The organism is Sporosarcina koreensis (assembly GCF_000826145.2).
GTDB classification, from domain to species: Bacteria; Bacillota; Bacilli; order Bacillales_A; family Planococcaceae; genus Sporosarcina; species Sporosarcina trichiuri.
In genome coordinates, this window is the sequence record NZ_LN651337.1 from 1,340,929 (window position 1) to 1,362,132 (window position 21,204).

General features: G+C 53.7%; 15 protein-coding genes. 5 read left to right on the forward strand and 10 right to left on the reverse strand.

From position 1 onward, the window contains the following. Positions 1-173: 173 nt before the first annotated feature. The 4 genes from BN1190_RS12400 to BN1190_RS12415 form a co-directional block, all read right to left on the reverse strand. The gene (locus BN1190_RS12400) at positions 174-1,241 is read right to left on the reverse strand and encodes an S-layer homology domain-containing protein (protein ID WP_052461854.1); all 1,068 of its coding nucleotides are present in this window, start codon (positions 1,239-1,241) and stop codon (positions 174-176) included. A 91-nt stretch (positions 1,242-1,332) separates the two neighbouring features. After that, positions 1,333-2,406, reverse strand: coding sequence for an S-layer homology domain-containing protein (locus tag BN1190_RS12405; protein WP_052461855.1), 1,074 nt, complete (start codon positions 2,404-2,406; stop codon positions 1,333-1,335). Between the two features lie 222 nt (positions 2,407-2,628). Continuing rightward, the gene (locus BN1190_RS12410) at positions 2,629-4,770 is read right to left on the reverse strand and encodes a hypothetical protein (RefSeq protein ID WP_040287339.1); all 2,142 of its coding nucleotides are present in this window, start codon (positions 4,768-4,770) and stop codon (positions 2,629-2,631) included. Between the two features lie 28 nt (positions 4,771-4,798). Beyond that, positions 4,799-6,118 carry a hypothetical protein gene (locus tag BN1190_RS12415; RefSeq protein ID WP_144036099.1) on the reverse strand — a complete coding sequence of 440 codons (1,320 nt, stop codon included), beginning with the start codon at positions 6,116-6,118 and terminating at the stop codon, positions 4,799-4,801. 295 nt (positions 6,119-6,413) lie between these two features. Between BN1190_RS12415 and BN1190_RS12420 the strand changes: the two genes are divergently transcribed. Beyond that, entirely contained in the window at positions 6,414-7,835 is a 1,422-nt protein-coding gene (locus BN1190_RS12420; protein WP_040287341.1) for a trypsin-like peptidase domain-containing protein, read from the forward strand. Between the two features lie 45 nt (positions 7,836-7,880). Here BN1190_RS12420 and BN1190_RS12425 read toward each other — a convergent pair whose 3' ends face one another. From BN1190_RS12425 to BN1190_RS12445, 5 genes are all read right to left on the reverse strand, one after another. Then, entirely contained in the window at positions 7,881-8,519 is a 639-nt protein-coding gene (locus tag BN1190_RS12425) for a class D sortase (protein WP_052461856.1), read from the reverse strand. A 16-nt stretch (positions 8,520-8,535) separates the two neighbouring features. Further along, positions 8,536-9,783 carry a hypothetical protein gene (locus BN1190_RS12430; protein ID WP_040287342.1) on the reverse strand — a complete coding sequence of 416 codons (1,248 nt, stop codon included), beginning with the start codon at positions 9,781-9,783 and terminating at the stop codon, positions 8,536-8,538. Positions 9,784-9,910: 127 nt separating this feature from the next. Then, positions 9,911-11,317 carry a GGDEF domain-containing protein gene (locus tag BN1190_RS12435; RefSeq protein ID WP_040287343.1) on the reverse strand — a complete coding sequence of 469 codons (1,407 nt, stop codon included), beginning with the start codon at positions 11,315-11,317 and terminating at the stop codon, positions 9,911-9,913. 111 nt (positions 11,318-11,428) lie between these two features. Further along, positions 11,429-12,511, reverse strand: a complete 1,083-nt coding sequence (locus BN1190_RS12440; RefSeq protein WP_040287344.1) for a hypothetical protein — start codon at positions 12,509-12,511, stop codon at positions 11,429-11,431. Positions 12,512-12,544: 33 nt separating this feature from the next. Next, positions 12,545-13,945 carry an MBOAT family O-acyltransferase gene (locus BN1190_RS12445; protein WP_040287345.1) on the reverse strand — a complete coding sequence of 467 codons (1,401 nt, stop codon included), beginning with the start codon at positions 13,943-13,945 and terminating at the stop codon, positions 12,545-12,547. Between the two features lie 293 nt (positions 13,946-14,238). Between BN1190_RS12445 and BN1190_RS12450 the strand changes: the two genes are divergently transcribed. The 3 genes from BN1190_RS12450 to BN1190_RS15325 all read left to right on the forward strand — a co-directional run bounded on the left by BN1190_RS12450 (position 14,239) and on the right by BN1190_RS15325 (position 17,571). Then, positions 14,239-15,462 carry a polysaccharide deacetylase family protein gene (locus BN1190_RS12450; RefSeq protein WP_179860785.1) on the forward strand — a complete coding sequence of 408 codons (1,224 nt, stop codon included), beginning with the start codon at positions 14,239-14,241 and terminating at the stop codon, positions 15,460-15,462. A gap of 147 nt (positions 15,463-15,609) precedes the next feature. Next, positions 15,610-16,365 carry a general stress protein gene (locus BN1190_RS12455; protein ID WP_052461858.1) on the forward strand — a complete coding sequence of 252 codons (756 nt, stop codon included), beginning with the start codon at positions 15,610-15,612 and terminating at the stop codon, positions 16,363-16,365. Positions 16,366-16,662: 297 nt separating this feature from the next. Further along, positions 16,663-17,571 carry a methyl-accepting chemotaxis protein gene (locus BN1190_RS15325; protein WP_040287346.1) on the forward strand — a complete coding sequence of 303 codons (909 nt, stop codon included), beginning with the start codon at positions 16,663-16,665 and terminating at the stop codon, positions 17,569-17,571. A gap of 17 nt (positions 17,572-17,588) precedes the next feature. Here BN1190_RS15325 and BN1190_RS12465 read toward each other — a convergent pair whose 3' ends face one another. Next, the gene (locus BN1190_RS12465) at positions 17,589-19,406 is read right to left on the reverse strand and encodes a cation:proton antiporter (protein WP_040287347.1); all 1,818 of its coding nucleotides are present in this window, start codon (positions 19,404-19,406) and stop codon (positions 17,589-17,591) included. Between the two features lie 277 nt (positions 19,407-19,683). Between BN1190_RS12465 and BN1190_RS12470 the strand changes: the two genes are divergently transcribed. Further along, positions 19,684-21,099: a YsnF/AvaK domain-containing protein gene (locus BN1190_RS12470; RefSeq protein WP_052461859.1), complete on the forward strand. Its 1,416-nt coding sequence runs from the start codon at positions 19,684-19,686 to the stop codon at positions 21,097-21,099. Positions 21,100-21,204 lie beyond the last annotated feature (105 nt).

A 21,204-nucleotide genomic window follows, 5' to 3' on the forward strand; every position in this document is an offset into this window, starting at 1 on the left:
CAGTTTTTATGATCACTTCCGCAAACCTATGTCCCCTTTCCAGCATACTCTCCCCCCAGAAAATGCTTCGCTTAAGCGGAGCACACCAATCAGATCTTTTCGGCTTGTCAAACCCTTACTTGCGCGGCATGCGCCGGCTGGGTGCATGCCGCCCGCCGCGTACAGGGAGACTCTCACTTCACCGCCTTCAGCACGGAGACGATGTGACCGTTCTTATCCACGACCTTGATGAGACCGACACCTTTGACATAGTAATTCTTATATCCGGTGGACGTGGTGACTTCCACGGCATTTGCGAACGTCCGATATGGCGTGTCCACTGTCTTGTGGACTGCCGTGTACGTACTCTTCTCCTGATAGTAGCTCCACGACTTGCCGGTTTCGATCGGATACAGCAGCTCGATGTAATAATCCGACTGCAGCAGGCCGGTCGCGAAGCCCTGGTAGCTTTCATCTTCCACGAAGTATTCCGTTCCGCCGGTCCTGACGTCTTTCTCCTGCCAGACGAACCCGAGACGGGAGCCGTTGACTTTTGTGCTGCTATTCACATAGGACAGGAGGCGGTCGCCGTTCGGCCCGGTGTATGTGTATTGCTTGGTTTTGTCATGAGCGAAGCTGTCCGCGATGGCGGCACGCTGCTTAAACTCAGCGGACAGGCCGCGGGCGAGGAATGCGGAGAACTGTTCCCGCGAGACGTTTCCCGTCGGCTTGAACGTGCCGTCCGGATAACCAGCTGTAATACCGGCTGCTGAAATCTTGCGGATCGACTCGGATGCCCGCATGTTCGGTCCGACGTCCGAGAACAGGAAGCGCGAGGTGAACTGCAGGTCGAATGCCCGGTCCACGATTGCGGCCATATCGCCTCGGGAGATGAACGCATCCGGCCGGTATGTGCCGTCCGGATAGCCGCTCAGGATCCCTTCTGTCACCGCTCCGGCGATATAGCCGCTCGCAGACTGGTTTTTACCTACATCCTTGAAATTCGTCGCGCGTTTCGTCCCGTCCATCTTCAGCATGCGCCCGATGAATATGGCAGCTTCTGCACGGGTGACATCCTTTTTCGGCATGAACTTGCCGTTTGGATAGCCCGAGATGACGGATTGGGAGACGAGATATTGGACTTCATCGTGGAATCGGCTGGATTTTGGGACGTCCGGGAAACTGACGGCTGCGGCGGCAGGCTGCACAGCGAGCCCAGCCGACAGCGTAATGGCGGCTGCGAACATGGCGAATCGTTTCATGCAATCACTCCTAGTTTCTATCATGCTTTCATTATATCAAACTCGTGAAGAGATGGAAAAAGCGCCGAAAGATTGCTTCGGCGCTTTCGGCTTATTTGATAGCTTTGAGGTTCCGCTGTGCTTTCCCTGCAGAATCCACTGACAGGACAAGACCAATCCCTTTGACATAATAGGATTTCGTCCCTTTTTCAGTCACTTCGACAGCATTGGTGAATGTTTTGTACTGGGTCTTCACGGTTTTATTGACACCAGTGATTTTGGCGATATCCGCATCAGCCGGGCCATTCTGCCAGGTAGTTCCTGTCTTGACCGGGTAGACGAGATCTGTATAGTACTCCGAGAACGGATAAGCCGTCACCAGCATCTTGTCAGTTTCTTCGATGTGGATATAATATACCTCTTTCGTGGCCGGACGCTCGCCAACCCAGAAGAAGCCTGTGTAGGTGAGTTCCGCGAACTGACCTTTCGTCTTCTTGTACTCCATAGTCAGATCGCCTTGATTAGTGGCGTACACATATTTCTTCGTCATGTCCGGCATATAGCCGTCTTTATTCACAGTACGCTGTTTATAGACCGGGCTGAGGCCGCGCGCCAGGAATGCCGAGAACTGCTCACGTGTCACAGTGCCTTGCGGACGGAATGTGCCGTCGGGATAGCCTGTCGTGATAAAGTCACCGGCGATGCCGCGGATGGCATGGTAGGATTTCATATTGTCGCTGATATCCTTGAACTCTTGTACGGTGCCAGTCTCAATACCGAATGCACGGCTCATGATGATCGCCATGTCGCCACGCGAAATGGACTGGTTCGGACGGAATGTACCATCCTTATATCCGCTGATGATGCCTTTCTCTGTCGCCGCAGCGATGTAGCCGCTCGCGCCATTCTGGGCATTGACGTCCTTGAATTTTGTGTTGCGTTTTGCACCGTTCAAGTCGAGCATGCGGCCGATCATGATGGCAGCTTCTGCGCGGCTTACATTCTTTTTCGGCTGGAAGCTGCCGTTCGTATAGCCGCTGATGATCTTCTGGCCCGTCAGGTACTGGATTTCATCGTTGAACCGGTTTGCTTTCGGGACGTCCGGGAAACTTGCGGCTGCAGCCGGCTGGACAGCAATCGTCAATGCGCAGACAGCCGCGGCTGCCAGGGTCAAGATACGTTTCATATGCATTCCTCCTAAGCTGTTTGTCTGTTCAGTATACCAGTAGTTTACCAGTCATACGAATGATTTCTAAAATCCGTCAACACTTCCATACTTATGTCTTATTTCCAAATGACTCCCCATTATAAAAGCACCACCTGTTCCGCGTCCGGTTCAGGTGGTACTTTCAGAAATTTCATATACAGCAGAGAGTGGATTCTGATCAGGAACCCGTCTCTTGAAAACTTATTGCACTGCCCACTTGCGCATGGTTAGTCCTGCACCAGCTGCCAGAAGACCGAGCAGTGTCACGCTGAGTGCATCGAGCGGTCCTCCTGTTTTTGGAAGAGTGTCCATAACTGAATCTGTCATGCTTCCGCCCGCGGCAGGCATCAGCCATGACATGCTTCCGCCCGCTTGGCTGAGCGCCGGGATTGCGTTCACCATACCGGCATTTCCATCCGATGAATTTCCGGATGAAGCACCCGGCACAGCCGTGGAGCCGGAGCCATTCAAATCGGTAACCGAATCCATCCCGCCATTCATCCCCGGGTTATTTCCGTTTCCTTGGCCGGTTCCGTCAGTTCCATTACTGCCATCCGAACCGCCTTCCGGGACAGTTGCACCATCATCGTTTCCATCCATTCCGTTATCCGGAGTGGTGTCCGGGTCCGATGTTCCGGGGCCTTCACCATTATCGGTTCCGCCTTCCGGTTCTGTCACAGCGTCATCATCCGGGTTGGCTGTCCCTTCATCGGAATCCGATCCTTCGTTACCGGAGTCATCCGGGTTTTCAACGGGAGGTACGGGGGTATTGTCCGTATCATCCGAATCCGATCCTTCTGGCTCTGTCGGGCTGTCATCTCCATCCGCTGGCGGGGTGGTTCCATCACCGTCGTTGTCCATCGGTGGTACGGTTCCATTGCCATCGTTGTCCGTTGGCGGCGTGCTGCCGGTGTCCCCAGGTTCTGAGGGGTCACTGGTTTCTTCATCCGGATCGGCTGCTGCCGGTTTGAATGACGAATTTGTCAGCAAGTCTAGGTTGACTGCACCAAGAAGAGGCAGGTCAAGCGTAATCATGCCGACGCCTTCTTTGATCGCAGTGCCTTTGTCTGTAGTCTGCTCTTTCTTCCCAAGCAGATTGACAGATGTGTCGCCGAGCAGCTGATCGAGCAGACCCAGCTGCAATACCCCGCTGTTCCGATCCGTTCCATTCTCCGTTTCAGCTCGGTGATCATCCAGAACGCCAAGGTGCAGACCGCCGAGACCCAGGACGTTGTTGATCAGTACATCTAGAACACCTCGGTCTTGGCTGGCCGTTCCGTCGTTTTTGACTGCCGTGTGGTTCTCGAGCACACCGACATGCGTTTTATCCAACACACCGCCGAGCGCTTCACCGACATCCGCATTCACGACACCTTCGTCTTTCGTGAATGAACCATCTTCATTTACAGATGTGTGATGGTCCAGCACACCGACATGCGTGTCTTCCAACAGACCGGCTGCTTCTGGTATTACAGCTTCCACAACGCCGCCGTCCTGTGTGTACGAACCGTCTCCGTCCGCTGTGACGTGGTTATCGACCACTCCGACGTGTACATTTTCCACGACACCGCTGAGCGCTTCGCCGACATCCGCACTCACGACACCTTCATCTTTCGTGAACGAACCATCTTCATTTACAGACGTATGCTCATCCACCACACCGACATGGGTATCCTCAAGAATTGGGGATTCGTCGACAGTCACCTCAACGAGCGCCTTGGTCTGCTCGGCAGATTGCTGTCCATCCGTTTCTGACTTCGTCTCGGCGACACCTGCGTGCGTATTTCCGAGCAACTCAGAATCTTTCAGGTCTGCCTGTACAATCCCTTGGCTGCTTGTTGAAGATCCGTCTGCTTCACCCGATTTCTTCGAAACTGCATCGACCGTCGTCTTGCCTGCGGCCGGCAGTTCCTCCGCTTCGACTGAAACAAGGGATTCTTTCGTGTTCGCCTCTGTCTCTGAAGAGCCGGACTGCTTCATCGCTACATCTGCCTGCACCTCATTGGTGACGGCTGTATCGACATTCACAGAAACCGCGGATTTTTTCTCGGTTTCTGCAGACTTTTTGACAGGTGCCACTTCCGCCTGCACATTGTCAGCAATTCCGTCACTCACCTGGACATTCACTAGTGAAGATTCTTCCTTCTGCTCTGTCCGCTTCGGCACTTGGACTTTGACATCGCCGACAATCGGCAGTCCATCAAGTTGAAGATCCACCACATGCGAAGATTTCTCCGCCTGTGCAGTATCCCCTTCATCTGCCGAACTTGCAGCAGGCAGCACTGTGAACACCGAACCGGCTAACACCATCATCCCTGCGAGTTTCATCCAATTCTTTTCCATTATACTTCCTCTCCTTTTTTATAGTTTTTTAGACGTATAAAAAAGGAGCGGATTGGGGCGGTTGTCCGGGTGGCGCGTGTATCCATTGCAATGATCCTATGATATCTTCCAAGTACCATTTCTGCCGCACGATTTCCGCAGCCATCCGCCAGTCGTCTGCCGGGATTGCGGTGACTCCGCTTCCTGATGCAGCAGCAGATGTTGAAATACTGACGGAAGAAGAACCTGTCACAAGCTCAACATCCGCTTTCCATTTTGTCAGAGTTCCCGGTCTCAGAGGGACAGCTGAAGCGGAATTTCGGGCTGCTGATTCCAGACTCCGATCATCCGCCTTCCGCTCAGCACTCTCGGACGTTTTGTCCATCTGAACAGTCTCCGGGCGGACATCCGTGAACTCATCTGCCAGAGGTTCAGCCGTCTGTACGGCTGCCGGAACAGCTTCCTTCACCGGGATGCCTTCGTCCCCGGATTCCGCTTGCGCCGCAGGTATGTCCGCCGGTTCCTTTTGGGAAGCCGCTGGCGGAGTCTCCGGCTTGGTCACTGCCGGTTCCTGTGCTTTTTCTTGTTCAGGTTCGGCAGGAACCCGTGTATCCGATGGTTGTTCTTGGACTGGCGGCTTTACGGTCTCTGGCTGTCCGACAGGCTTCTGCGGAATTTCAGGACGCACCGACGGCTTTTCAACCGGTTCTGCTTCGTCAGACGGATCTATTTCCTCTGAAGCTGGCTGTCCGGGCTGAACAGGCTGCTTGACAGGTTTGTCCAGTTTATCTGCCGGTGCCGTCTCTGTCGCTGCTGGTTTCTTCAGCGGCTTGGCGACCGTCTTCACTGTGTTCCCGACTGTCTCATCCGCTGTCTTCTTCACCTGCTTGGTGACTTCCGTGACAGTTTCGGTCGTTTTGTCGACAACCGGTGTCACGACCGGCACTTCAGGCAGCGGTTCTGTCACGTTCACAGCTGTCTCCGTCACGTTCTGAACGGTCTCCGTTGTCTTTTCAACAACTGGGACGGTGCTTTCGACTGTTTCACCGACAAAGTTCGTCGTACTTTCCACAATATTCTTCACCGGCCGTCTCTCTTTCGGATCAACGACCGTATTCACCGTATCTTCTGTGAACTTGACTGTCCGGTCGAGCGTATCTCCCGTGAATCGGACGGTTTCTTCCACGAGCCCTCCGGCTGAGCTGAGTGTTTCATCCACTGTGTTCTTCACCTGGTTCAGCAGTCCGCCGACAAGCCCTTTCCGTTCTTTCGCTGGCTCTTGGCTGTCGTCCGTTTCATCCGCATAGACGAATGCCGGCAGACACATCAATAGAAAACTAGTACAAAAGACTGCAAATACACGTTTCACATAGTCACCTCCTTTCGAACTGGAGATGGAAGAACCCGATATCAGGCCTCCGCTATTCCGCCTCTACCCACAACACTTGCACATAAACATGTCAATTCCGGCGTTATTGTTACCAACAGCTGACATATCAATGCCGGCGACTGTAAACTATTTTTATAAAATTCTTGAATTAAACACTTAACCTATGTATATCCTCGAAGTTCTTTTAATTCCGTCCTCTAATAGTAGTTCAAAAAACCTAAAACTATGATACTATAAAAGCAACAGCTCAATTGAAAAAGGAGGCATCCCTTTAATGTATTGTCAGCATTGCGGCACTCGGAACGAACGGGAAGCGGTGTACTGTTCCAGCTGCGGAAAACCGCTGAAAGCCAGAAAGACCCCGGGCTGGGTGATACCTGTCGTGCTCAGCTGCCTGCTCATCTTAACAGGATCCGCAGCAGGCATCGGCTATTACACAGACTGGGATTTCGGAAGTCTGCTGAATCAGGGTAAACAACAGACTCCCGCACTCGAACAGCAGGCTGAAGCCGGCAGCCAGTCCCCTCTCAAACCTGTCAGTTCGGGGCCTGCTGCGCCAATAAAATCTGTACCGCCTGACAAGGAAAAAACAGAAGTGATCAAAGAGTCGCTGCCGCGTGTGTTCACGATATTTACACGGGACGGACTCGGCTCCGGTTTCCTGTATAAAAAGGGCGGTCTCATTGTCACGAACGCACACGTTGTTGCCGGCTTCACGGATGTCGTCGTCCGCAACTCGGATGGAAAAGACGCCGCTGGCAAAGTGATCGGGATTTCCGATAAATATGATGTGGCACTGATACGTTCGGATGCGTATTCCAAACTGGCACCGCTTGTGAGTGAAACGAAGGAAACACCGATCGGTACCGAAGTCATTGCACTCGGCAGTCCGCAAGGGTTTGAGAATTCGGCATCCGTCGGCTATCTGACCGGTCTGAACCGGGATATGGAGCTCGGATTCGTCTACGAGAAAATCTATCAGATCGATGCACAGATCGACCAGGGCAGCAGCGGCGGACCCCTTCTGGATGCCAAGACTGGAAAAGTCATCGGTATCAACTCCCTGCTGTACAAGGAGAATAACCTGTTCGGATTCTCGATACCGATGTACAGTGTACTCGATCTGGTGAACCGGTGGGCGGCGGCTCCGATGAGTGAATCCGCTGTCGCCTCCTTATTCGGCATCTATGACAGCTACACGGCCAGTTCCAACTTTGACAGTGATATCGCGTATGACGACGAGTACACCGATTTTTACGATGACTCCGACAGCTACTATGGTGACGACTATGACGAGTACAGCGATACGTACGAAGACGAATCAGCAGCCGGAGTTTTCGCGGATGACGGCCTGTATGATTTCATGTCCAGCTTCAGAATGGATTATGAAGAAGCGCTCGTCTATAAAGAAGGATTTTCACCGATCTCCCACTACTTCCTTCCGGGGACCGCCAGCACTGCGGCCTTCGCAAGTTTTGTCGATGAAGTCGCTGCCGATGACCGGATCTATGAGTTTTACGAGAGTGAGATCACGGAGATTGAGATTCAAGATGACCGGTCCTTCGTGACGATGTATCTGTCTTATTCGGTAGCGGACAGCAGAGGGGAACAGAACTTTTTCGAGAAACGGAAACAATATACTATCTTGGCCGATGAGTACGGCGGATACAAAATCAGTAACGCAGCTGATCTCTGACCACATGAAAAAGAGCAATGGCCGCAGCCATTGCTCTTTTTCATCTCACTCTCCAGCCTCTTCATCCACGCGTTCCGCCATAACGACGAGCCTGTGCTTATCGCTGTTTTTCGGATAGCAGGTGACGAGCGACAGTTTCGCCTTTCCCTGCTCAGGACCGATCACCTGGACATCTTCCGGATCGACAATCCGCATGTCGTACACTTCATACGTCTGCTCCTCGTCCACAGTTTCAAGGCTGAAACGGCTTCCATTTGTCAGTTCATCAAGCCGGTTGAAGAACTGGCCGAATACGTGCGACTGGTGGCCGGCGATGGCATAGCTGCCGCCTGTCTCCCCCGGCATATCCATTCGCGGGATCGCACCGAATCCACGGTCCAGTATCTCGGGAGTCGCTCCATATGCGACCGGTGCGTGAATGTCGATTTGAGGGATGTCGAGGACTCCTTCTATATCGCCGATTTTCTTTTCCGCCGCTTGTTTCCCTGTTTGCTGGCCCCCAGCTGCCGCCGCTTCCTTTGTCGCTTGTCCAGACTCTTCTGCAGCCGCTTTCAGATTAGCGAATGCATCCAGCTGTTCGTGTTTGACGCCTTTTGTTTCCCTGATCCCGGTGAACTGCCAGATCAGCAGACCGATCCCGGCGAGCACAAGAATGTTTCCCGTCCAGCGGGCAGCATGTTTCATTCCCATCCCCTCCTTGTCATCGGACCGGCTTTCTCCATCCGGCCAAAAATCTTATCAGAACGCCCCCCGCAATGAGCAGAATGCCGCCAAGCAGGAGATCGGATCGGCCTACAGGGCTCCCGGTCTTCGGCAGTCGGCTGGGCAGGCTGCTGTTGCCTGTGCCCTTCGACTGCGAATTGTTGTAGCCGGCATCGGAATCATTAGAAGGACGATTGATGCCGGTATCGGGTCTACTCCCGCCGAAGGAATTGCCGCTGTTGTTTCCTGCAGCAGGCCGCGGACCGGTCCGATCCGCTGAATTGCCGTCCGGGACGAAAACCCGGTCTCCCATCTCTGAACCGCCGTTCCCTGTATAGCTTCCTGACGGATAGACCGTCTCGATCTCGATATCCGTATCGATGACCGGGCTGCTGTCTGCGCTTGCCGTGGAGACGGCGGCTTGCTCGGGCTCCCCGCCCGGATCAGCCTCGTCCTCCTCCACCGCCGCTTTTGTTTCGGGCGCTGCTTCTGTTCCAGCCATCTCTTCTTCAGTTTCAGGTGTTTCTTCTACGATTCCACGTATATCTTCGGGAAGCTCTGAAGTTCCTTCCGCTTCAGCCGGCCTCGCGTCTTCCGATCCTGCAGCCTGTCCCCCGTCCTGTTCTGTCAAGTCCTGTTCTTTCTGCTCCTCCACCGGCTTCTCGGTCTGTCCCGCGGATCCAGTCATTGCAGGTCCGGAGCCATCTTCGTCTTTTACAGGCTGACCCGCCGGCGCTGTGTCGGATGGATCCGCAGCGGCGGAGTCGCCACAAGCCATGACAGTTGCGTTGTCAAGTGAATCGGGAGAGTAAATCTCCTGCGGGGCAGAAGATGCCGTGCTGTATGTCTCCTCACCAGCTGGCTGTTCTTTCACATCCGCCGCTAACTGCCCGTCCTGAACCCCTTCAGAGGAGTCCGCGTCAGTCTCCGTTCCCTCTCCGGTTGCCACATCGGTATCCAACTCGTTGTGAGGTATCTCCTGTAGGCAGTCACTTTCTGAAACCGGCTCGTCCGCTTCTGAACAATCAGCGGATTCCGCCTCCTCTCCGCCTTTCACTGCCGTGGACTCTTCTGGATTGGGCTGCTTTTGTACGGAGACCTTTCCGTACTCGCCGATCTCATAGCATTCAGTATCCGTTGGAACCGCCGTGCCGATTCCCCTGTCATCCGGTTGTGCAGCCAATGCGGGTGACGCGGCAGACAGCATCAAAATTCCCACACCAAGCAGACCATTCAGCCGTTTCACTCATTACCGCCCCCTCTGTACTGTATGTACCTCTAAAATCTCTTTCCCTATTAAGCTGGGACATAATCTCAGCTCCAATAAGAAACCCCCTCTTCTGTCCAGTATGCACCGGTTGGGAGGGGGATGTTCAAGATGTACAGATGACACGGCTTTTGCCGCTGCGCTTCGCTTCATAAAGTGCGATATCCGCTTTGTGATACAACTTGGCGAAGTCGGAAATGCTGCCTCGGCGGTTCTCTGCGACTCCTGCACTGATGGACAGCATCACGTTTTCCCCATTACATGGGAGAAGGGCTGATCTGACGGCTTCCAGCATGTCATGGGCTCTCCGGCAGCCATCTTGAAGGGTGATATCACGCAGCACTGCGACGAACTCATCTCCTCCGATACGCGCAGTGGTATCACCTTTCCTCATGAGCGAGCTGCAGAGATCCGCCACTTTACGGATGGCTTGATCGCCGAACGGGTGGCCGAACCGATCGTTCAGGACTTTCAGATTGTCGATGTCAAAAGCGATGCATACGATGTTTTCTGCACTGCCTGCTGATTCGGCAAGCCAACCACCCGCCAGATCCTCGACCGACCGCCTGTTTGCGATGCCAGTCAGGAAATCGGTGTTGACCTGTTTTTCCAGTTCCCGCAGTTTCACTTTCATATCCAGCTGGAGGACAGCGTTAATGACTTCCTTCTCGTGGAGCTCTTCCAGCAGCCGGATATATCTCCGCTGCACTGAAAAACCATGCTTGAAATCACCAAAGTGCTCAGCGAGTGAAACCTGCCGTTCCAAGATTTCTTTGAGCTGCTTGTGGTCCGAAGAAGCCTCTGCCATGCGGGAGGCTTCTTCCAAGCTGGCCATCGCGTTACGCGGATGGCGCTGCCTGAGCTGGATCTCAGCCTTCAGCCGGATGCTTTTCACCCGTTCCGCCGGATAGGTATCCAGCAGCGGGTCGCGCTGGACAATTTCCAGCAGCACGGCGGACGACTCCATATCTTCCAACCCATAGTATGCATGCGCAGATGCCAGGGCGGCTTTCAGCAGCAGGTACGGACAGTATGGTTCCAGATCAGCGGCAACACTCGCACCGCGTCTGCCCGCCTTCAGCGCTCTGTCATACTCACCGAGCCGGCACAGGACATTGCACAGTTCACTGCTATTCTCACTGATGAGCCTGCTGTTGCCCAGCTGCTCGGCTAAGTCGATACTCATCTCCAATACTTGTTTCGCACGCTCATAATCTCCGGTATATACATAGAGCAGACAGAAAATATGATTGGAGTGCATATAGTCTTCCTTGGTCCCCCAGGTTTCACACAGATTTGCATGCCGGCCGATGTACTGGAATGCCTCCTTGATAGCCCCCAGTCTGTAGAAGCCGAGGGCGTAATTCGCGTAGGCTTCCATCCGGAGATGATGGTCGCCCATATCTGTCGCCGCCTGCAGCAGCTGATAGCAGCATTCGATCATTTCTTCAAACTTGCCCTGGTGCTGAAGCGACTCGATGGTCCGCTGAAGTCTCTGTATTGTCTCGCGCATCCCCAGCTCTCCTATACGTTTCGATTTGTCTTTGATAGAGTACCCAAAGTAGCAGACAACGAAACTATATTAGAGACGATAGACCCACTTCAGATAAATCTGAATACAGGCTCAATCAGTGACTTTGGAATTATCCGTTCCAATCATCGCTTCCCACAACAGTTCATGCACTTGCTGGAGGTGGGATTCGACGTTCTCTTTCGTGACATAGACACCGAAATCAGCCGGGACTTCCGTTGTCTCCGGGTGCTGGATGCGTTTTGCGATGAGTGTGCCGGTCTCCGGATAGAAATGATGGCCGTCATGGTAGTTCATGATGTCATTCGTGACCGTGTTCGGATACATGAAGTTCCAGACCCCGCCGTATACCTCCACAAGATCCCTGATCCATCGTTCGTAATCCTCGTACAGGCCTGTACTGACCAGCGAGGAAAACAGCGCTGTGGAAATCGGTGTCGTATAGACCCTCAGCTCACCTGGCTGGGCGGCATCTTTTATTTTCTGCAGGATCATCGGATAATCTTTGTAATATGTGTAATTGCTGCCGTAGAACTCCTCTTCGAAACGCTCGATCTTGAGGCTCGTGCTTTCCTCGACCTCCTCTTTCGTCAGCTGCTTCGCAAATGCCTCACCTTTCCGGTTATACATACGCTCTTCGTCGACATTGCCGGAAGCCGAATGGATGAAATTCTGGATCGATACATCGAGAGCATCCAGGGACAGCAGATTTTTCGTGCGATAGAACGGCTGGTCGATCTTCTTCTCGTAATTGGCAAGGGAACGCGGCGCCCCTGCCTCCTTTTCACTCGACTTGAAGAAGTCCATACCGACCAGATAACGGTCCAGGCCGGGCAGCTGTGACTGGCTGTACAGCATGATGCTGTGCACTTCCCGGATCGACATGTTGGCGACTGAGAAATTGAACACATCCCAGTCCTCGAATGCGGATGGATGGATGTACGTCGACCGGCTGCTGCCGACAAGCAGGGTGTCATAATCGTGCCGGCCGTAATGGAGCATGGCGATTTTCTGCTCCCGCTCATTCGTCACTTTCTGGATGCTGTTGTATGCATTCGCATGGCCATAATGCCAGAGCGGATCGATCCAGTAATTGAATCCCGCAGTGGCCGCTGCGAGAACGAGGAACACAGCGATCACCGTATGGGAAAAACGTTTATCGGACAGAGGAAACACCTACTTTCCTGTAGTAAATTGGCTCCGGGACATTCAAAAATTGAAATAGAGGAACTCACTGACACGCTGCAGCTGCATCGCGCTGTAATAGAGCAGCAGGATGACGAATGCCATCATCAGCGGCGTCCGCTTCTCGGTCTGCATGATCTGCACCGAATTTTTCGCAAACAGCGCAATGCCGAGCCCGATCAGCAGATAGAAGCCAAGCCACAGCAGGCTTTCATTGAATACGGAGTAGACACCGGTCAGATGGAGCCCTGCAAATCCGAACATCGCCTTGAACACCTGCAGGGCGACCGTCATATCAGGTGCACGGAAGATGACGAACGCCAGATGGACGAACAGGAACGTAATCCCCCATGCCCAGATTTTCGGCAGCTGACGGTCGGACCGTTTCCAGACTCGTGCAATGATACTGGCGACGCCATGCAGAATACCCCAGATGACGAACGTCCAGCCGGCGCCGTGCCAGAAACCGCTGATCAGGAAGATGATGAAGATATTGACGTACGTCCGCGGAACGCCTTTCCGGCTCCCGCCGAGCGGTATGTAGATATACTTCGTCAGGAATCCCGACAGCGTAATGTGCCAGCGCCGCCAGAAGTCCTGGATATCGAGCGCTTTGTACGGTGAGTTGAAGTTGATCGGCAGCCGGATGTTGAAGAACAGCGCCAGGCCGATCGCCATATCCGAATAGCCGCTGAAATCGAAGTACAGCTGGAGCGTATAGGACAGTGACGTCACCCATCCGCTGATCATCGACAGCGTGTCCGGTGAGCCGAATCCGCTGTTCGCATACGCAGCGAACGTATCCGCAATCGCCACTTTCTTGAACAGGCCGATTGAAAAGATGACCAGGCCCTTCGCGATATTTTCATAGTTGACGCGATACGTTTTCCGGTCGCTGAATTGCGGCATCATATCGCCGTGATGCACGATCGGTCCCGCGATGAGCTGCGGGAAGAACGATACGAACAGGCCGTAGTTCAGGAAATTGTACTCGTTCGTCTCCAATCGGTACGAATCAACCAGGTAGGCGATCTGCTGGAACGTGTAGAAACTGATCGCCAGCGGGAGGATCACCTGGATTAGCCCGATTTCCGTACCGAACACCAGGTTGATGTTTTCCGCGAAGAAGTCCCTGTATTTGAAATAGCCAAGAAGCGCCACATTGAACAGGATGCCGATTGTGAGGATCACCTTCCGCGTCGGCAGCCATCTGTTCTTTCCGAGGAACACACCGATGATGTAGTTGACGATCATCGAGCTGACGATCAGCGGCAGATAGGCTGGGTTCCAATAGGCATAGAAGAACAGGGACGCCAGCAGCAGCCAGACTTTGGCGAACGGCGGCGCCACCCTGCCGACAAGGAAGAAGACGGCCCAGACGACGGGCAGGAAGAGGAAGATGAATTCAAACGAATTAAAGATCATAATGTACCCCGCATACGTAATAGTTGGCAGTTGAATGCTGTAATTTGTCTTGCAGCCGCGCCGCAGACGGGCTCTTATCCCTATACAGACGATCCAACAATCTGACAAGAAGTATACCATAGGAGCGCATTCGTCAGGTATCGGTTCCCGGGTTTTTCCTGTCTGTACTATCTCAAGAATTTTTTCCGGCCTATTTTCTAATTACATCCAAAACAATGAAACTATTGTGGTACACTGAATGATAGTCGTATTATGAAATATTTAGCAGAAATATAGGAAAAGGAATGTTGCATGTGTCTAAGAAGAAATACCGGACGCTCCTTGCAGCCGGTCTGTTCACCGCACTTTGTTCCCTCGCTGCCTCACCTGGAGCGGCTGCCGCTTCATCGGAAGTCACACTATCGAAAGCCTCGGGTGCCTACACTATAGAAGGAGAGGCGCTGACAGGCACAGCGACCTTCATGGCGGGCGTCCCGTATGAGCTGGCCGGACAGGACGACCGGTATACATATCTCGTCTTCGGCAATGACAAGCTCGCTGTGCCGTCATCGGTCATCGCATCGACGGCTGTAAAAAAAGGCGCTTCCCTGCCGAAGGGCCGTAAAACAATGATCACCCAGAAGCGGGTGTCCGTAGCGAGCGCCCTGAAAGGCGGTTTCCGGCTCGGCTATGTCAATCCGGGACAGCGGCTGCCGGTGATCGGAGAGACAAAAACCCATATCGCCGTGAACTTCGGCGGCAGCAAAGGATTCATCCCGAAAAGCACGGTCAAAGCGGATCCGGGAATACCGGTCCTCATGTACCATCATATAGTCGAGAAGCGTGCCGCCACGCCATTTGCCCACAACAATATGGTGATCGACTATGCCCCGTTCCTGCAGCAGATGAACTATTTGAAGCAGAACGGCTGGAAAACCATTGCACCGGAAGACTTGGACAACTGGCTCATGCTACGGAAGAACCTGACGGACAAAACCGTTCTGCTGACGTTCGATGACGGACTGCTGTCGCTTCAGAAATACGCATATCCTGTCCTGTCGGAGAATGGGTTCCAGGCGACTTCGTTCCTCATCACGTCGCGCATCAAGCAGCAGGCGCAGCCGTGGGATGATCAGGCATTCCAGTACTTCGGTCTGAAGGAAATCCGGGAAACAGCGGATGTGTTTTCATTTCAGCATCATACGCATGGCATGCACCTCCGGAGACCCGGCACACGGGAGCCATACCTGACGTCTTCAAGTGCTGCGGATATCAAAGCCGACATCGAACTCGGCCGGTTCCAAGTCTCGAAGGCCTGGAATATGCAGGATCCGAACATCCGGTACCTTGCTTATCCATTCGGCCAGTTCAACACCGAGAGCAAACAGGCGATCGCAGCTTCCGGCATCCGGATGGCCTTCACAACGAATCCGGGGAATGTGAAGCTCGGCGACAACCGGTACGAGCTGAAACGCCAGGGCATCTCCCCTGTCCACTCACTGAAAGACTTCGAAAAGAAACTGTACGGCGCTTACTGACAGCGTTGACGGCAGCAGGAATCCATTCCCTGCTGCCGTTTCGTATGTCTGATCCGAATATCAGGTGAACGGGGCTTCCAGGTTTCCCGCAGTCCCGCCGAGGGTATTCTGTCAGTACACAAGTAATCTGACAGGAGGCATCACATAATGGAAAACGGCAAACGGTTCATCGGCATGTATGAAACAGAAGAGGAACTGCTCTCTGCGGTGCAGGAACTGAAGACGAAAGGGTATGACGACCGGGACATCTATGTCGTGGCCAAACGGGAAGATGATGTGAAAATGCTGCAGCGGCGGACAGACGCGGAGATCGAGACGACCCACGAATCATGGCTGGACAAATTCATGGACTTCATGACCGGTGAAGACCGGGTCCGCAGCCTTCTGGATGATCTCGGGTTCAGTGATAACGAGCGTGCCGGATTCTATCAGGATGTCAATGACGGCCATATGCTGCTCCTCGTCGAAGAACAGCACATCCACGGAGACGGCCAGCATCAGGAGATGGAAACAGCAGAGGGATTGGCATCCTTGGAAAGTGAACCGGATCGCAGCCAGGACACATGGGTCGCACCGCCGGGAGACGGCGTAAGCCGTCCGCCTGAACAGCCGGCGTTCGGTGAGACAGCAGCAGATACGGACGGAGGGCCCGATAATCCGGAAAAGGATTGGGGTCTGCGGCCGCCGGAATACAGTTCAGCCGCTGATGATACAATCACGAACGGTGCGGAGATCACGGACCTGACCGGCGAACTCGGGTTGGATCCGGAACAGGAACGCCGCCGGCAGGAGTTCCAAAACCAAGTGAACCGGAATGACGGACATGAAGAAGAAGGCTTGGCTGAACAGCCGATGCGCGGAGACTTTTTCTACGAACGGGATGAAAAACCCGGCACGAAGTGAAGACCGGATAACAACACAGGACTTGCCGAACATGGCAGGTCCTGTTTTTGTTTCGTTTTAAGAAAGCCGGGTATATAGATTGTTAGGTCGAGCATGAGACTTTTGACTTGTATCCAATGTCACATGATCATCTTATATCCATTTTCCCCAATGCAACGTAAATCATACAGGGATAATATGCATGGAAATCTTATAAATCCAAGGACTCGGAAAGTATTTCTACTTTCCGACTAGGTCATATGGTAGAATGATTGGAAGATTATCCATCGAATACAACATCAGGCAGGAGGAAATTCATTGAACGCCACAGCTGAACACGTTTCTGACGAGTTAGTCGTCAACGCCCTCGAGGGGAACCTCGCCATCATCCGTTTCGATACGGACCGCCGGGTCGCCTATGTCAACGAAAAGTTCGCGTCCGCAGTCGGCTACCGGCCGGAAGAGATGATCGGCATGCACCACCAGCGGATCTGTTTCCCGGAGTATGCTGCGAGTGCTGCGTATGAAGAATTATGGAGGAACCTGATGAAAGGGAGCGCCTCATCAGGAAAGATCAGGCGGAAGGCGAAAGACGGAAGTGCCGTCTGGCTCGAAGCGACTTATATGCCGGTTTTCGCAACTGACGGGCGGACCGTCCTCGGAGTGACCAAAGTGGCGACCAACGTGACGAAGCGGCAGCAGCTGTCCGTCGAAGTCGTCTCCGAGCTGAAAGAGATGGCGGAAGCATTGACCGACAAAGCCGAAGCAGGCCGTGCGAGCAATGAAAACCTCCTGAAGCGGATCGCCGCCATTTCCGAAGTGTCCCAGGAGAACACGTCCACACTGGCACTTCTCCAGAAATACTCCGAAAACATCCAAGGAATTGTCAAAACGATCCGGGCCATCGCTGCACAGACGAACCTGCTTGCCCTGAATGCCGCCATCGAAGCGGCACGTGCCGGCGAACACGGCAGAGGCTTCGACGTCGTCGCGAAGGAAGTCCGCAAGCTCTCTTCCAATGTCGAAGCGTCCATCGTCGAAGTCCGTGACGGGATCGAAGCGATGACGAAAGAAGTCGCCCACATCAGTGACGGGACAAAGAATGCCCAGTCCCATATAGATGACTGCAAGAAGGAAGTGGAGGACGTGATCTCGGAATTCCTCAACCTGGCCAACTCGGCCTCGGAACTCGAGAAACAATCCGGACGTGTTGCCGACATTGTGTGAAAAAAGGAGCCAGCCGCTTAGACGGGCTGCTCCTTTTTCTGTTTCGGCATAAGGACGGCAAGCCGGTCGCTCTCGTCCAGACTGATCCGCTTGCTGAGTGTGACAAAATCCACGGCGGAATTTTTCTTCACGATGAACAGCGGAATCACCTGTTCAGGCAGCTTCGCCCTCCACTCCTCGTCCTCGCTCAGTTCCCCGACCGGCACTTCGCCGATCTCGAACGTCGTATTGATTTTCCTGTTCAGTTCGGAGAATGTCGCATCTTCCTTGAACAGCAGATGTGCTTTCAAGGAGATCGGCAGTTCGGAATCGTTCATTTGATGATGCTGTGCCACAGGCAGTGAAAACGTATTGTTGAACCCGAACTCCGGCGCGAACGATTGGGAGATGAGCGCATTATACGAAGCATCCCCCGTCAGCGAAAGGATTGTGCTGTACGGTGTCATATCGACGCCGAACCTCGCCTGCTCTGACAGGATCTGCCCTTCGAACGTTTCGACCCCTTTGGCGGCGGCCAGGTTCAGCCGGCCCTGCGACGGGTCCATGACCAGTACAGGGATTCCCATCTTTTTCAGCTGGGCACCGAGTGCGGCTGAAAAACTGCTTGCGCCGACCATCAGGATCCCCGGTGGTGCGCTGCTCGCTAACCGCAACCGCTTCGCCAGCGGTCCAATGGTGAATCCATGCACACACACCGTAATGATGACAAGCGCAAATGTCAGTGCCGTCAGCAGACTCGCTTCTTCATACCCCTCCTCAACAAGAATGCTGGAAAAGTACCCCGCGACAGTAAGTGCAACGATTCCGCGCGGCGCAATCCAGCCGATCAGCAGTTTCTCGTTACGCTCCAATTCCGTCCCGATTGTGGAAATCCAGATGGACAGCGGCCGGACGACGAACAATGTGACCAGAACGAACGCGAAGATCGGCCACGTGAACATCTGAGCGATCGTCTCCCGCGGAAGTGACGCTGTCAGCAGGATGAAAACGGTCGATGTCAGCATGACGGATACATTTTCGACAAAATGTCCGAGATTCCCGATGGATGAAACGTATTGCTTGGAACGGCCGATCACGAGTCCCATCACCGTCACCGCAAGCATTCCGGTCTCATGCATGATCACTTCCGCAAGCATGAAGCAGAGCAGGACGAACGCGAGGACGATCGGTGATTTCAGATATTCCGGGAACTGCCCTTTCGTTGCCATGATACTGATCAGCAGACCGCTGGCCAGTCCGAGCAGCACCGCGAGGAAGGCACCGCCGAAGAAGCTCAGCAGGCTGCTCATCGTCAGATTGTCATTGCTCAGCACTTTGATGACTTCATAGGCGAACAGGGCAAGGAGCGGCCCGGCAGGATCGACGATGATCCCTTCCCACTTCAGAACCGCAGCCGTCCGTGACTTCAATTTGGCATTCCGCAGAAGCGGTATGATGACAGTCGGTCCTGTGACGACAAACAGCCCGCCGATGATGAAAGCGATCTCCCATTGAAGGCCAGCGAAGAAATGGGCTGCGACGGATCCGAGGATCCATGCGAGGAATGCACCGATCGTGACAATCCGGAACACCGACTTCGAAATCCCCTTGATTTCGCGGATATCGAGATTCGAGCTGCCTTCAAACAGGATGACAGCAACCGCCAGCGAGATGAGCGGTCCATATAGGTCTCCGAGGGCCGCCTTCGGAATGATCAGCCCGAAGACCGGCCCGATCAGCAGACCTGCAATCGACATGATCACGATGGACGGCCATTGGATCCGCCACGCGAGCCACTGTGAAAAGATGCCGAGCGCAAGCACGGCCACCACACTGATCAGCGCAAGATTTTCCATAGTTCCACTCCCTAACTCATAAACTGTTCTGCCAGTCTTACAGATGTGTGACAAGTGTACCAAACTGGAAGCCCCGTGCCTACTTGGAAATGCGTGTCCGGCGCGTGGACTTACAGCCGGCTTGCAGAATACCCGGCTGCCCGGAATTTCCCATGACAGAACTGTTTCAATTTCATTTCCGTTCCTATATCAGGTTTTCAATCTCTCAACCCCGGGTATCTATTTCCTAACGCATCATTTTAATAAAATCATAAAACATCAGAGGAGGAAGTTGAAAATGAATGACGATAAGCGATTTGTAGGGACATTTCACAATGAAGAAGAATTGTACGCAAAAATCCAGGAACTGAAAGCATCAGGGACACCTGACGACAATATCTATGTAATTGCTAAAAACGATGATTCGGTCCGAATGGTGCAGAAACGGACGGATGCGGAAGTCAAAACGACAGATGAGTCATGGGTGGATAAGTTCATGAACTTCATGACAGGCGAAGACCATGTCCATCATCTGTTCGATGATCTCGGCCTTTCGGAAGCGGAGAAAGAACGTTATACAAAAGATATCCACGACGGCGGGCTCGTGCTCTATGTCGATGAAGGCGAAGCGGGGGATCTGTACCGCGGGAATACGGACCGGTACAGTGCCGGTGCAGATACAGCGCCGGATCCGAACCTTGGCGCGAACTCGCTCACAGCAGATGAAGCAGCGGCGGCCGTCCCGCCTGAGACGGCTGCAATGGCTGACCCCGGCATGACGGACGCCGCAATGACGGATTCCTCGATTGCCGGCGGAGATCTGACAGGCCCGGCCTATGGTGCAGCCGACCGGGATACAACGGCTGATGCTTCGATGCGCCGTTCAGCCAGACACGCGAATAATACAACCGGCGGATTGGATAACCTGACAGGCATGGCGGCGTCCGACGTCAACAACGAAGCGCATCTGCATGGAGATTATGATCATACGGAGGATAGCCGCGGAAACACCGTAAACACGGAACGGCTGCGCAGCGGCAGCGGCGCCTATGACCGCACGACCGAAGAGGTGCCGGAAACAATGGATCTGCATGAGGAGCGTCTGGAAGTCGACAAGCAGACCGTCAAGAAAGGCGAAGTGGAGCTGGAAAAGAACGTCAGCCAGCGGAACGTGTCGACTGATATCCCCGTCGAGCATGAAGAAGTGACGATCGAGCGCCGCCCTGTCAGCCAGGATGTGTTCAGAGCTGACGAAACAGGTACACAGCAATCGGCATCGTTCGACGACCAGACGATCCGCGTGCCTGTCACTGAAGAAAAAGTCGAAGTGACAAAAAAACCGGTCGTCACCGAGGAGATCGTCATCAACAAGAAAACCGTCACGGATACGGAGCATGTCGATGAAACGCTGCGCCGTGAAGATGTCGAGGTCAATCGCCGCGGTGAGACGGGGTCCGTTAATGTCGATGGAGACCTGGGTCGCCGTACGGAGACAGGTTCCTTGAGCGGCAGCGGAATGCGCGACGAACGTTCGGGGCTTTCCGATACAGCTGCTCCCGGTTTCGGTCAGACACATGAACCGAAAGAGACATTCCCTGTGAAAGAGGAAGAGGCCGCTATTGAAGAGGAAGAATACCGAAGAAAGCTGGAGCAATCCGATGTGGACGAAGAAGTGCACGGAATCGATCCGGACCTGAATAATCGCAGATCATAAGTGTCCCATTGGAACAACAGGGCTGACAGACCGCATGAAGCGATGCCTTCATGCGGTTTTTTCATTAAATCCTCCGACACGGGGTGTGCTACACTGAACACATGT